Source organism: Burkholderia pulmonis (assembly GCF_984667975.1).
This window is the reverse complement of sequence record NZ_OZ480188.1, coordinates 897,317-910,859: the sequence shown is the minus strand read 5'-3', so window position 1 is coordinate 910,859 and position 13,543 is coordinate 897,317. Positions and strand designations below refer to the sequence as shown.

Sequence of the window (13,543 nt, the reverse complement as noted above, 5' to 3'; positions counted from 1 at the left end):
CCTGCCGGCCCGCCCGTTTCTTCAATCGCATGCCGGAGCCGAGATCCGAGGAGGCCTCGTGGCAGACAAAGTCAATGAGCAGATTACCGACGCGCTGACGCAGACCAACGTCAGCGTCGTCGCGGGATCGCCGGCCCAGGCGCTGGGCACGCTTTACCAGATGTTCAGCCAGGCCGTGGGCATCTCGGCGCAGAACATGACGCAGCAGCAGGCAGCGCTGAACCAGATTTCGAACGCCGTCGTGTCGAAGGCGGTGGCGATGATCCTGTCCGTCGAGGCCTCGCCGAAGGGGGCATCGGGCGGCGCGTCGGGCGGCACGCCGCATGTTCCAGCGGCCGGGCCGCAAACGGGTTCCACGCATTAGGACGCGATGACTCTCGGGATACCTGAATCATGAACATGAAAGGACTTTTGGGCGGACGCGGTGACGGCACGACGCAGGCGCCGGACGATGTCGCAGGCGCCGCAGACGAAGCAGCGACGCCGGAAGATGTCGTGCCGCACAGCATGGCGTCGCCGCGCGGCGCGCGCGCGTGGCCGATCAACCGGCTGCGCAGGTTCACCGATGCGCTGAAGGCGCCGAACCAGATCGCGACCGGGCCCGGGGACCCGGCGCTGCAGACCGTGCAGGCGATCAACGCGGAGGCGGCCTCGTACGCGACGACGCAGATCGCCGTCGGCCCGAACATGATGATCACGCAGGCGGGCGGCATGGTCGCGCAGGCGGCGGCCAACTACTTCGAGGCGACGACGTCGCTGGCGATCGCGGGGAAGAGCGTGCTGATGAAGGATCTGGCGCAGAAGACCGTCGACGAGAACGTGACCGGCATGGCGATGGATGCGGTGGGCCTGCTGTTGACGGACCTGTTCGTCGCGACCGCGGCGATCGTCGCGGGTGCCGCGGAAGCGATCGAAGGGGAGGCCGCGAGTGTCGCACTCGACAGGATCGACGACAGCCTGCAGAAGTATCAGGCGCTGCTGGACAAGAAGGGCGCGTAGCGCGGCGCCGGCGGCGCGACGCGAAGCGATCCGCATTGAATCGATGCGCGCGCCATCGTCCTCGCGACGGGAGGATTGCAGCGAGGACGAACGTCGCGGGCAATCATGCCGCGTGAACGCCGTGCGATGGCCTTCCGGGCGTACAGCGACAAAGCATCAATCGACACGACCCGCCGGGCCGTCAGGCCCGATGCGGGATGTGAGCGGCGGGACCGGCGCACGTTCATTCTCTCGAACACGTCGCGGCCCGCTACCGGCAGTCCTGTCCAATCAAGTGAGAAACCCATGTCCTACATCATTCACGACGTACAAGGTCCCGCGCCGCTGGTGGTTGGCGAGCGCACCTGGGGCGATGCGACGGAAATCGATTTCGGCCCGATGACGAGCTGCATCGCGCTCGTCGAGCAGACGCCGGGCCAGCCGACGATGGTGCGAGCGATCCATCTGTCGATCGTCAGCGCCGACGGTACGAAGGTCTACGATTCGACGGCGAATGTCGCCGGACAGGTCGAGACGATCATGCAGCAGAGCGGTGACATGCGAGCATGCCTCGGGCGCATCGACCTCTGGCAGGGCAGCCAGTCGCAAGAGCTGCAGGATTTCTTCGCCGGGCTGATGATGAGCCTCGACATGATGGACTGGGTGCAGGTGCCGGATGGCAACCTGCGGGTGCGAATTCACGGGGGCGTGATGCAGTATCAGAAGGGCACCGACGCATGGACCAACGTGAAGTCGGCATGATCCGTTGAAACCGGTGCCCGCTGCGCGCGCGGGCGCCGGTTCGAACGGCACGGGCAGGAATGGTCGGGGATGGGGCGTCAGGCCGCAGTCGAATGGCCGGGATGCTGCTTGCCCGGGATCCCGTCGACCCCATGTCGCGATCCCGCCTTCCGTGTCGCCCGCGCGTTTTCATCCGCTCCCGCGACGCGAACCGAGCTCGCCGGAGACGCACGTTCACGGCACCCGCACCGTCACGCAGTTCGACTCACGACGCTTTCCCGGCCGGAATCGATTGCAACAGCCGAGCGACAGCGGACGATCGTAAGGATCCCGTCGGCCGATTGCATCAATAAACGTCGTTACGTACCAGTGATTATCCGGTGTCGGTTCTTTACGATCTCGTCGTAGATGATCGAGATTATTTCTCAAAATTAAACGGGCCGGAATCCACTTCATTGCGCGGATTTTTTTTGATAATTCCGCTCGCCTTGTTCTTGATAAAAACAATTCCATCTGCTTTATTTACTCATACCAAATCAGGATAAAACGCTATCGGGGTATCTCGGCTACTTTGCCAGGCATTCGTGCCTGCCGAATCGGCATCGATTCACCACGGCATCCCTACGATCTGAAGGCGCAGCCCCCTTTCAGCAGGCGCGTTGTGCCTGTTGCGCGTGTCCACGCCACCCATGGAGGCGATCAGGTGACCACGCGGGCCTGCCCATGGCCCGCCGATTAATACTTTCAAAATGCCGCGCGATATTTTAATCAATCCAATTCAATTGAAAGCGAGCTTGGATTTCTTTATTAATTACCTGCTTACGTTCAAGACCTGGCGGCCAAATCGTAACGCCACCCACGAAGGAGACCGGGCACATCATGAATAACGGACCTGGAGTCAGAGTTCGTCCGTCGATCGAATCGCTGCAAGCCGAATATCGCAAAGGCAACAAAAAGCCGCTGGAAGACGTGATGCGCGCGTGGAAAGGCATCAAGGAATTGCCGCCCGACGATCCGAACTCGTTCTTCAAGATCGGCGGCTTGCACGGCGAACCGTTCCGCGGCGACAGCGGCGTCTCGCCGGCCGGGGTGGTGTGCTCGTGGTATGCGGCCATGCGAGATCCTGCCTGAACGGCCATGACAGCTCCGACTGCATCGCCGGCCGACCCGGCCAGGCGTCCGGCAACGGTGACGGACGCGATCCGCGCAGGTGCCGGGATCGGGCCTGCGCATCGCCATGCCTTCGAGGTCCGAACGCGTGCGCGGCGGGCTGGCGTTCGCGTTCCTCGGTTTCCTGACCTGCGACTTGCCGATCAGGCTGCCCGGCGCCCCTTCCAGCGGGATATGGAACGGCATCGGCGCGGCGGCCTGCGGCATCGCCGGCGACGCGACGGGAAGCGGGTCACCCGGCAGGTGTGCGCAGCGGTCGATGCGCTGGTGCACGGCCGCGATCTGCGCGGGATCGACGCTCGATGCGCTGCGCGCCCGGCCCGAGGCGATCCCCGACATCTGCGAAGGAGCGCTCGATGCCGGTGCCATGTGAAATACGCTCGTGTTCCGTCTTCAATGTTTTCCGATGTCGATGCTGACCATGCCGGCGCTGTTGATCCGGCGCGATACCGACCGCAAGGGCGGGCATCGACGCGGCACGGTACGCATGCTGGTTCCGGCTCCGGTTCGGGTCGCGCTTGAATGTACGGCGATGTTGCTCGTCATGGCACTCGGTATGACCGCGATCAAGGCATTGGCGTTCGGTATCGGGCTGTGCTGGGACGCGAGCGGCGTGGCGGTTGCGATGCTGGTCAGCATGCTGGCGCTCTACGCACTGAGCGATCGCGCCGTACTCGGAGAGGTGTCGTTGAAAGACTGCTTACACAACAGGAACAGCCATATTACTTAGGATGACAAAAAATAAACCGGAGGCCGTATTCGACGAAACATGATCGTGGCGTGAGTCAACTTCAGCAAGAAGGACCCCGCATCCGGCGACGAGCGAATGGAGCGCAACGGCATGGGCCGGCGTGCGCGGGGCAACTGCTTGCCCGCGGATGGCCGCATCGGGCGTTGCGCGACGCACGGCAGGGCGTTCGCGCCGGCTCGGGGCAACGAGCGTGGACTTGAAAGGAACGGCGCGCCGTCGTACCGGACGCCGATTGCCGCACGGACGGCATCTTGAAGCAACGGGGAACACCATGAGCATTTCAGCGCGCGACGAACAGAATCAACCGGTCGATGCATGGTTTGCGTACAAGGTACCGAAACTCGTCGGCGGCCCGAACAGCTCGGGCGCCACCGGCTACGAATACGCGTATTACGACCGCACGGTGGGCAAGTTCACCCAATCACCGAACCTGATGAACGACAAGCAGGGCGCACTGTTCAACACGCTCGATGCGGTGTTCGGCAATCCGGCCGGGACGTTCGGCTGGGTGCTCTACAACGACGAGATGCCGGCTGACGCCGATCGCAGCAACAACGATACGCTCGGCCATACGAAGGGCATCATCGCGTTCGACACGGCTTCTGATTCCGCCTTCTGGCTGCTGCATTCGTGGCCGAAGTATGCGAGCCCGGCCGAACCCGGCGTGCCGACGCCGTTGTACGGGCAGACGTTCATGTGCCTGAGCCTCGATCTCGACACGGCCGGCAAGCTGGCCGCGCAGATGGCGCTGAACCAGCAGCCGCAGGTGTACCTGCCGCGCACCGCGAACCTGCCGGCCAATCATCCGCTGGTCCTGCTGACCAAGCCGCTCAGCGTGACGACGCCCGGCGATTCCAGCGTGGTGCCGCTGAGCACGCGCGGCGGTGCGCCGTTCAAGGTGATCGCGAAGAACCGCAAGTGGGGCAAGGATTTCTGGAACGATCTCGTCGGCCCCACGCTCGGCGCCGACATGGACGTCGAGACCTGGATCCGCGGCAAGATCCCGCCGATCCTCGACAGCGACGGCGTACACAAGACCTTCGACATCAAGTACATCGACCTGCGCAAGCTCGGCGCGCCGTGGGCCTGGCCGGAAACCCAGGACCACGCGAAGTGGGGCATCACGACGACCGACAACTGGGTGTGCGTCGGCGACATCAACCGGATGGTGTCGCAGGAGAAGCGCGGCGGCGGCACGATCGCGCTCCAGGATCCGGTGCTGTGGAAAGCGCTGTCGCAGACGGACCTGATCATTCCGCCGCCCGGCAAGACCAGCGCACAGGCGCTCGCGATGATCCAGGCGACGCACACCGCGCCGGCGTCGTGACGCCCGTGCGCACCATCACCGCTGATGGTTCAACTTAAAAAAACCTGCTGTCCCCTTTCTTCCCGGAGTCTCGCCATGAATGCGAATATCTTGCCGGACACACTCGCTTCGACCCTGACCCGCCTCACCGACATCGCGCCGGAATTCGTGTCGCGCGCGAGTCCGAAGCTGCCGCCCGTCGACTGGCAGAAGATCGGCCAGTCGGCGCCGGTGCGCATCGCATCGGGCGCTCGCACACCGTACGATCCGCTGCCGCGCGCCGACATCGTGATCCTGACGTGGACGAGCGCCGAATGGTTCGCGCTCGATCACGTGTTCGTAAACAGCGACACCGTCGGCGATCCGTCGCAATACGGCTGGCGCGATGGCTGGCTGCCGTACAGTCGCGGGGCGTCCGGCTATTCCGCCGACACGCAGTCGGGCACGCTGTGGGGGCAGTTCCAGATGGTGCGGATTGTCGACCGGTCGGGGCGTCCCTGGAACGTGCTGCTGTTCAAGTCGAATGCGCATCTGGCGCATGCGCCGTGGCTGGATGGCCTCGCGGCGATGATCCGCTGCATCGTCGAGGATGCGCAGCCGGACCGGATCTACACGATCGGCACGGCCGGCGGCGCGCGCACCGATCAGCGGCTCGGCGATACGGTCGTCGCCAACGCGACGCTGCTCGAGTTGCAACGGCCGCAGAACACGGCGAGCCCCGACGGCGGCAACATGGCGCGCTGCCCGACCTGGTACCCGTCGACGGCACTGCTCGGCGACGTGGAGCGCGAATTGCTGTTCCGGATGGACCAGGTCGTGACGGAGCAGTCGCTGCAGAGCCTGTTCGACCAGTTGAAGGCACAGCATCCGAACGATCCGGGCCTGAGCGAACTGACGCTCGACGATCTGCTCAACGACGCGTTGCGACCGGCGTGCCTGAATAAGCCGGCGGTCCTGCCGCTCAAGGACACGCCGCTGCTTACGACGGACTTCTACTACATCGCGGAGGGCCGGCGCGCGGACGCGTACTCGTGCCTGGAAATGGACGACGCCATCATCGCGCAGGAAGCGAACCGGCTCGGCGTGCGCTTTGCATGCGTCCGCAACATCTCGGATCCGGTCGTGCCGAAACACACCCGGCAGGGCAAGACGATCGCCGATGCGACCCGCGCCGACTGGTCTGGGCTGATCTATACCACGTTCGGCATGCTGACCAGTTACAACGGGGCGCTGGCCACGTGGGCGACGATCGCGGGCGAAGGCTCGGCGGTCTACAACCCGAGCCGCGGCCATGTCCCGCACGATGCGCAGGATCCGCTCGAAGTCCAGCTGGCGTTCCAGGTGCGGGCGTGCGGCACCTGCTCGTTCTTCTGGCCCGAGGATCTGAAGCAACGCACCTACGGCCCGTATACGGCGTTCGACTTCGACGTCAACGTGCCGTACGCGGCGAGCGCCGGCTACAACGGTGCGTCGCCGTGGGTGCTGGGGCGCACGCGGCCGCCCGCGTTTCCGAACGGCGAGGTGATCGACGGATGCCGCAAGGCGCCGATCATGACGATCGGCATCAATCCGAACCTGACCGCGTTCCTGCCGGGCCAGACGGGGGCGGCATGGTGCTATCCGGATTTCTCGTCCGACGACGACACCAATGCGTGGGCGAAGTATGCGTGGTACTACCGCTACCGAAGCGTCTACCAGGAAAAGCTGGATCTCGATTTCGTGCGGCGCTTCATGTTGCCGGAAGGGCAGGTCGTCGCGCCGCGCGGCGGGGTGGTGACGGCGGCGACCCGCGCCAATTCGAGCGCGGCCTGGACCATCACGGTGCGCTACGACGGCGACGCGACCGATACGGTGGTCGCCGTGCCGGGCAAGCAGGGCGAGTTTCCGTACGTGCTGCTGTTCGATCCGTATCCGCCGCGCAACCGCTTCGAGAAAGGTGATGTGCTCGTCGCGCAGGTGTCGGTGCCCGAAGGCATCCAGGTCGAAGTGCTGCAGCAGCCCCAGGGCTATTACATGCAGTTCGTCCCGGTGCTCGATCAGTTCGAGGGCGTGCTGCGGAAGGGGCATCCGACCGCGTCGCTGCGCGTGGGCGAGGACGTGTGCCAGCTGGACATGGTCGCGTGCGCGTCGCCACACTGGAACGCCGGCTTTCTCGGCGGCAGCGCGGCGAGCATCGCGACCATCGTCGACAACTGCGTGAGCCGCAATGCGTGGGCGATCAAGCAGATGGTGCAGACGCGGCCTGCGGTGCTCTATGTGGTCAGCCAGTCGAGCTGGAACATGTTCTACTCGGCGTTCGGCGCGCATGTGAAGCGCGATCCGCCGATCTCGACGCATCCGGCCGACAAGGATTACACGCTGCTGCGTGAAACGACTGATCCTGCGCATCCGGCCTATATCGATCTCGACGTGACGATCGATGGCCAGCGTTACCAGAGCCGCACGCGCCTCGTCATCACACCGCATTTCTCGTACAACAGCAATTTCCTCGCGCAGTACCGGCTGAGCCCGGACGCCTGGGCGTCGTTCGCGCAGGCGCAGCCGGCCTGCGTCGCGGCGCTGGTGCCGGCCAACGGCTTCACGGTCGTTCCGCCCGATTCGCGTTACCCCGGCGACTACACTGCGATCCAGTTGCCGTCCAACGCCGATGCGGCGGCCGCGGCGCGGGCCTGGCTCGCACATCAGTATCCGGAGGCCAGTCGCACGCTCGAGCCGTACTACGTCGAACCGCATGCGTTGATGGCTTCGGTGCTGGAGGATATGTACGCGCACGGCCAGCTAGCGTGGCAGGACACCGCGACCGGCGGCTATCTCGGCCGCACGCAAGGCTCGTGTCAGTTCTGCGTCAACCGGCACTGGCAGTTCCCGAACGAATGCCGCTACGGCAAGACGAGCGAGACGCCGCCGCCGGCCGGCTGGCTCGCGAAGGTCGCCGACTCGGTCGTCAGGACCGGCAAGCCGGCGGTGCCATTCGCCGTCGCCGCGCTGCGCCCGGACGGGCCCGCCACTGTTTCCGCATCGGGAGAACCGCAATGAGCGAACAGGATCTTGCCGCCCGCCGGCTCGTCCCACCCGACGCGGTGCGGGTCTGGCGCGGCTTCCGGCTGCCGTCGCTGGCACTCGACCAGTTCATGAACAAGCTCGGCACGGTGTTCGTGCCGGCTACCGTGAAGATGCAGATCGACGCGGGCCTGTATTCGTACACGCCGACCGTGCCGGCCGGGCTGCCGGGCAAGCCCGATACGGCGCCCGACGAGACCGCGATCCTGTTCTGGGAATCGCAGTCGACCTACTGGAACGGCTTCACCCGGCTCGCGGTGCGGACCTACACGCTCACGCACGGCGGGGTGTACCTGACGCAGGACAACCAGAGCCGCGCCGATTTCCCGGTGCGGTTCGCCGGCACGCTCACGGTCGACCAGCCGGTCTTTCTGTTCGACCAGCCGGCCGACTGGATGCATGGCGCGGTCCGGCACGTGGTGGCGGCGCGCCCGGCTGCGGTCGATCCCGCGTCGTTCCGTGCGTCGGTCGCGAACGTGCTGGCCGAGATCGGCAAGCGCGTGCCGCTCGACGGGGCGATCGCGTGCATCGGCACCGACTATCTCGTGTATTGGGAGCTGGGGCCGGTGGCGGTGGGGGCCGCGCAGGGGGCCTCCGGCATCCCGCTGCTGCAGCCGTTGCTGACCGGCTGGAACGAGACGTTCGCACCGGCGCCGACCTTCCTGCCGATCGGGTTGTGGGACGAATGGGCGGGCATGGACGTGCGCGCCGGCAGCAGTTTCAACCTTCAGTTCGAGCGGGAGGCGCGCGGATGAACTCGCCCGAGGAATCCTTTCCGGTCGCGCCGGACGCGGTGTATGTGTGGCGGGGGTTCCGGTCGCCCACGCTCGGCTACGCGCAGTTCGCGCAATTTCTCGGGAGCGTGTTCGTGCCCGCATGCGCGCTGCTGCAACCGCCGGTCGGCCTGCGCGCGTACCTGCCGACGATGGTGCCGCAAGCCGGCAAACCGCCCGCCGTGCCCGACCAGACCGCGCTGATGTTCTGGGCCACGCCGCAATCGCACGATCGCGCGACCAAGGCGATCGCGGTGCGGATCTACCAGAACCTGCACGGCGACGTGTACGACATGGCGCGCAGCAAGCTGCCCGAGGTGCCGGTCGCGTTGAGCGCCGCGAGCGGTGCATTGCAGGCCGAGCAGCCGTACTTCCTGCTCGACCGGCCGGCAGACTGGATGCTCGGGAGCGTCCGGCATCTGGTGGGGGCGCGCCGCGCGGATCTGAACGCCGCGGATTTCCTCGCGGCGGCGCATGCGTGGGCGGCGGCGCTGCACGCGCGACCGCCGGCAGGCATCGACGGCGCGCTGGTGTGCTGCGGCAACGATTACGCGGTTGCATGGGTGCACGGCACGGATGCGGACGTGCCGCTCGATGCCGCGCTCGACGGGCTCGCCGCGCTGACGACGCCGGTGCTGCAGGCGGCTCCGCGACCGCTCGCGCTGCCGGCGGGGCTGTGGGACGACTGGCCGGGCCTCGATCTGACGCAGGACAGCAGCCTCAACCTGCAGTTTGCGCGGCCCCGCGCATCGCGCGCCGCGCCGCGCGAGCCGGAGGCGTGATGAAGCCGATCGAGCATTTCGAGGCACCGCATCTCGCGTTGTGGAAGTCGTGCGTGGCCGAGGTGCTCGCGCACGCGCTCGGCGCGGAGCACGATCCCGCCGCCGCGATCGATTGCGGGCATCCGCTCGTCGACGCCACCGACCGCTATTGCCGCGCGATGCACGACAACCTGCCGCTCGACCCGCCGGCGGCGGACAGCGACGACGAGGCAGCGGTGCAAGCCTATCTGTCGTACCTGCACCACCGGCGCGCGCATGCGCACATTGCCGGCGCGGCCGACATCGAGCGCGACCTGGAACGGCAGACGCAGGCGTACAAATTCGGCAATCCGCTGTGGCAGCAGATGTATGTGCAGTACTACAAGTACTACTGGCAGTACCCGTTCCACAAAGGGGGCGAGCCGCAGTACCGGTCATGGCAGGCGCCCGGCCCCGGCAACGGCGACCTCGGCTACGGCGTGATCGAGTGGCGGCTGCCGGCGCGCGCGCGGATCGCGATCGTCGGCGACATCGGCACCGGGACGGACGTGGCCGCCGCGGTGCTGGTCGCCGCACTGAAGTTCGAGCCCGACGCGATCCTGCATCTCGGCGATGTCTATTTCTCCGGCACGCACTTCGAGACCGAGCACCGGCTGGTTGGCCTGGTGCGCGCGGTGATGCGCAGCGAAAAGCAGCGCGTGCCGTTCTTCACGGTGCCGGGCAACCACGAGTATTTCACCGGCGCAGTCGCATACCTGCAGGCGCTCGATTCCGGCGCGCTGATCGACCAGCCGTCGCAGCGGCAGGCCGCCAGCTATTTCTGTCTGCGCAGCGCCGACGACGGCTGGCAGTTTCTCGGGCTCGACACCGGTTATCACGGGCACTACATGAATGTCGCGGCGTCGGCGCAGCAGGCGACGCTCGAGCGGCTGCACATCGGCCCGGTCGACACCGCCGGCGCGGCGGCGAGCGCGCACTGGCCCGCCGACGTCAACCCGTATTTCCGTCACGCGTCGCTCGCCGACCTGCCGCGCCGCGACCCGACCGCGCCGGTCGACCAGGTGTTCGTGCGCCCCGACGAACTCGCGTGGCATCTCGACAAGCTCGCGCAGTTTCCCGGCCGCTCGATCCTGCTGTCGCATCACCAGCTGTATTCGGCGCTCGACGTCTGCGGTATCGCGCAGCGGCCGCTGGCGGGATCGGATGCGCCGGATCCGGCCGACTTCAACCGCGCGTGGGTGGACACCGCGCTCTGGCGGCAGTTCGGCGCGACGTTCGGCGACCGGGTGGCCGCGTGGATCTGGGGCCACGAGCACAATCTCGGCATTTTCGCGGACGGCTACCGGCCGGCCGACTGGCCGACGGGCGACGGCGATGCCGCGCAGATCTTCAAGCCGCTGCCCAAGGGGCGCTGCGCGGGACACAGCGCGATCCCCGTTCAGGAAAGCGAAGCGCCTTACGCGCAGAAATTCCCGGTTCCGCTGCAGCGGCCGGACCTGACGCTCGGCCTGACGGACGGCTGGTACAACCGCGGCTTCCAGCTGCTCGAACTGAGGGGGGCCGGGCAGCCGGCCCGGCTCGGTTATTTCCAGGTCGACGGCGCGAATCCCGCGCCGATTCCGATTTACGTCGAATCGATCACCTGAGCCGGCACGGCGCCGCTCGTTCGATCGTTCATTGCCAGAGGAGCGCATGCATATGAGCAGCATCTATTCGATCAGTCCGGTCAACGGATCGGACCAGGTGGCGCTGGAACAGGTATGGAGCGGTGCGCAGCTGCCCGCCGGCTACAGCAGCTTCACGGTGCTGCGGACCGGCGAGCGGACCCATCTGGTCGCGTACGACAAGGCCACGCAGAAGACGGACGCCTACGCGTTGACCGGGCAGGCGCCGTGGGTGAGCGCGGTCGACGCGAAGCTCGACCTGTCGGGTGGGCCGTGGGACAGTGTCGATACCTTCGTGCTGGGTAACGTTCACTACCTGCTCACGTACCGTGCGGATACCGGCACGTTCGGTTTCTTCACGGTCAGGGACGGGCTCGCGACCTCGCCGCCGTATACGTTCGCACTGCCGCGCAACACGCCCACGCACAACTTCACCGACGTCGTGCCGTACACGTCGCTCGGCCAGCAGTACCTGCTCGGCTACGACGTGAACACCGGGCAGGTCGCCAACTTCAGTGTGACCGTGACGCCGGCGTCGACGGGCGGCGTGCCGCCGCTGCTCGCGCTCAACGTCTGGTATCACCAGTGGGCGAAAGGCTGGACGCAGTTCTCGTTCTTCCAGCTCGGCGGCGCCAATTTTTTCTTCAAGATCAATACGGCGAAGCTCAACGTCAACATCGACCACATCCAGGACAATCCCGCCCTCGGCACCGTCGAGGTCGGCAGCTATCTGCAGAACCAGCTGCCCGACGCGCTGCGCATCAGCAGCGCGGCCTGCGTGCCGTGGGCGCATGGCGAGCCGTACCTGATCACGTACATCGCGCAGGACGGCACGACGGCCGTCTACCGGATCCACGCCGACTGCCTCGGCTGGACGCCGGCGGGCTCGACCACGACACCGTCGGGCGCGGCCCGGGTCGTGCCGTACCGACTCGGCGACACCTCCTACGTGCTGTTCCATTGACGCCGACCGACAGGAGAAACGCCATGAACCCGAGCACCGTATCGCCGGCGGATCGCGATCTGGCCTGGATCAAGACCGCGCTGCAGAGCGCCATCGAGCTCGAATACGCGACCTTGCCGCTCTATCTGTCCGCGATGTTCTCGCTCGAAGTGCAGAACTATTCGGCGTACAACGCGATCCGCAGCGTCGTGATGGAAGAGATGGTGCACATGGCCATCGTGTCCAACCTGCTCGCCGCGCTGGGCGGTACGCCGCAGTTTCGCGGCATCCGTATCGACTATCCGGTGCATGGCCTGCCGGGCGGCACGGAGCCCGACCTGAAGGTCGGACTCGCGCAGTATTCGAAGCCGCAGCTGAAGAATTTCATGCGGATCGAGATGCCGGCATTCCTGCTGAAGCTGCTTGGGCGGGCCGAAACCTATCCGACGATCGCGGCGTTCTACGCGGGCATCCGTGCGGCGATCACCCGCAACGCCGACGCGGTGCGGGCTGCCGTGAAGGCGGGCGGCACGTCGAACCAGGTCGGCGACGATATCGGCTTCACGACGGTGACGTGCTCGCCCGATACCGATCCCGTCGACGCGTTCCATGCGGGCATCGACGAGATCCTCGCGCAGGGCGAAGGGGCGGGCAAGGGCGACGTGCTGACGCCCGGCGCGTTCGAAGGAGAAAAGTCGCACTACGCGCGCTTCGCCGAGCTGTATTACGGCGCGTGCTATCAGGTGCCGGTGCCGCCGGTGCCATTCGACCGGCAGACCGAGCCGCAATTCTTTTCCGGCACCGCGATCGCCGCGCCGGTGGTCGTCAACACGCTCGCGGTGCCGCGCGACGGCTACGCGGCACTGCTCGCGCTCGATCCGAACCAGGCCGCGGTGAGCACCGACCTCCAGGCATTCGATACCGGGTTCTCGACGATTCTCGCGACGCTCGACGTCGTGTGGAACGGCCCTCCAGGCGGCTCGTGGAAGTCGCTCGGCGCGGCGGTGCACGGGATGGTGGATCTGCGGGTGCTGTCGTGCTTCAACATCCTGCGCCACCCGGTGCCGCCGGCCGCGCTCGCGCGGCTGGATACGCTGTATCCGGACGAGTTCGCGTACCTGCGAAGCTATACGGACCTGTCGAAGCCGGTGTTTTACGGCCCGCGCTTCCGTAACGTGAATCCGGCGGCGTAGGCGCGACGCACGGCGCGGATCGTTCGCGCGGCGCCAGCGGGCGGGGCTTGCCACTCCGGGCAGCGGGGAGGGCGAGCGCCCGCCCGGGTAGCCGGCCGGCGCCGCCAGTCACTCCGCCCGCCCCAGCTTTTTGTTCATCAACACCAACAAAAATCATCATTTCGCCCCCGGCGGCCTGTCAGCAGAATGTCTCCATTCCCACT

Annotated in this window: 13 protein-coding genes; all 13 read left to right on the top strand. The window is 66.4% G+C overall.

What is annotated here, in order from left to right; translation table 11 throughout:
- Window positions 1–58 precede the first annotated feature (58 nt).
- The 13 genes from AC5LXK_RS35600 (at window position 59) to AC5LXK_RS35540 (ending at window position 13,340) form a co-directional block, all read left to right on the top strand.
- Window positions 59–364, top strand: a complete 306-nt coding sequence (locus tag AC5LXK_RS35600; protein ID WP_493394322.1) for a RebB family R body protein — start codon at window positions 59–61, stop codon at window positions 362–364.
- A 35-nt stretch (window positions 365–399) separates the two neighbouring features.
- On the top strand, window positions 400–999 hold the full coding sequence (locus AC5LXK_RS35595) for a hypothetical protein (protein ID WP_493394321.1): 600 nt from the start codon (window positions 400–402) through the stop codon (window positions 997–999).
- A gap of 285 nt (window positions 1,000–1,284) precedes the next feature.
- Complete coding sequence (locus tag AC5LXK_RS35590; RefSeq protein ID WP_493394320.1) at window positions 1,285–1,740, top strand: hypothetical protein; 456 nt, start codon at window positions 1,285–1,287, stop codon at window positions 1,738–1,740.
- 858 nt (window positions 1,741–2,598) lie between these two features.
- Window positions 2,599–2,850 (top strand): hypothetical protein, encoded by a 252-nt coding sequence (locus tag AC5LXK_RS35585; RefSeq protein ID WP_493394319.1) that lies wholly within the window; start codon window positions 2,599–2,601, stop codon window positions 2,848–2,850.
- A 127-nt stretch (window positions 2,851–2,977) separates the two neighbouring features.
- Window positions 2,978–3,262, top strand: coding sequence for a hypothetical protein (locus AC5LXK_RS35580; protein WP_493394318.1), 285 nt, complete (start codon window positions 2,978–2,980; stop codon window positions 3,260–3,262).
- 33 nt (window positions 3,263–3,295) lie between these two features.
- Window positions 3,296–3,619 (top strand): hypothetical protein, encoded by a 324-nt coding sequence (locus AC5LXK_RS35575; RefSeq protein ID WP_493394317.1) that lies wholly within the window; start codon window positions 3,296–3,298, stop codon window positions 3,617–3,619.
- Window positions 3,620–3,911: 292 nt separating this feature from the next.
- A complete protein-coding gene (locus AC5LXK_RS35570) occupies window positions 3,912–4,967 on the top strand; it encodes a deoxyribonuclease II family protein (RefSeq protein WP_493394316.1) in 1,056 nt (351 codons plus the stop codon).
- Between the two features lie 75 nt (window positions 4,968–5,042).
- On the top strand, window positions 5,043–7,982 hold the full coding sequence (locus AC5LXK_RS35565) for a phosphorylase family protein (RefSeq protein ID WP_493394315.1): 2,940 nt from the start codon (window positions 5,043–5,045) through the stop codon (window positions 7,980–7,982).
- A complete protein-coding gene (locus AC5LXK_RS35560; RefSeq protein WP_493394314.1) occupies window positions 7,979–8,761 on the top strand; it encodes a hypothetical protein in 783 nt (260 codons plus the stop codon). The genes AC5LXK_RS35565 and AC5LXK_RS35560 overlap by 4 nt, the downstream gene beginning before the upstream one ends.
- Window positions 8,758–9,561, top strand: coding sequence for a hypothetical protein (locus AC5LXK_RS35555; protein WP_493394313.1), 804 nt, complete (start codon window positions 8,758–8,760; stop codon window positions 9,559–9,561). Before AC5LXK_RS35560 ends, AC5LXK_RS35555 begins: the two co-directional genes overlap by 4 nt.
- Window positions 9,561–11,186 carry a metallophosphoesterase gene (locus AC5LXK_RS35550; RefSeq protein ID WP_493394312.1) on the top strand — a complete coding sequence of 542 codons (1,626 nt, stop codon included), beginning with the start codon at window positions 9,561–9,563 and terminating at the stop codon, window positions 11,184–11,186. Before AC5LXK_RS35555 ends, AC5LXK_RS35550 begins: the two co-directional genes overlap by 1 nt.
- Before the next feature lie 52 nt (window positions 11,187–11,238).
- Window positions 11,239–12,168 (top strand): hypothetical protein, encoded by a 930-nt coding sequence (locus tag AC5LXK_RS35545; RefSeq protein WP_493394311.1) that lies wholly within the window; start codon window positions 11,239–11,241, stop codon window positions 12,166–12,168.
- A gap of 23 nt (window positions 12,169–12,191) precedes the next feature.
- Window positions 12,192–13,340 carry a ferritin-like domain-containing protein gene (locus AC5LXK_RS35540; protein ID WP_493394310.1) on the top strand — a complete coding sequence of 383 codons (1,149 nt, stop codon included), beginning with the start codon at window positions 12,192–12,194 and terminating at the stop codon, window positions 13,338–13,340.
- Window positions 13,341–13,543: the final 203 nt, after the last annotated feature.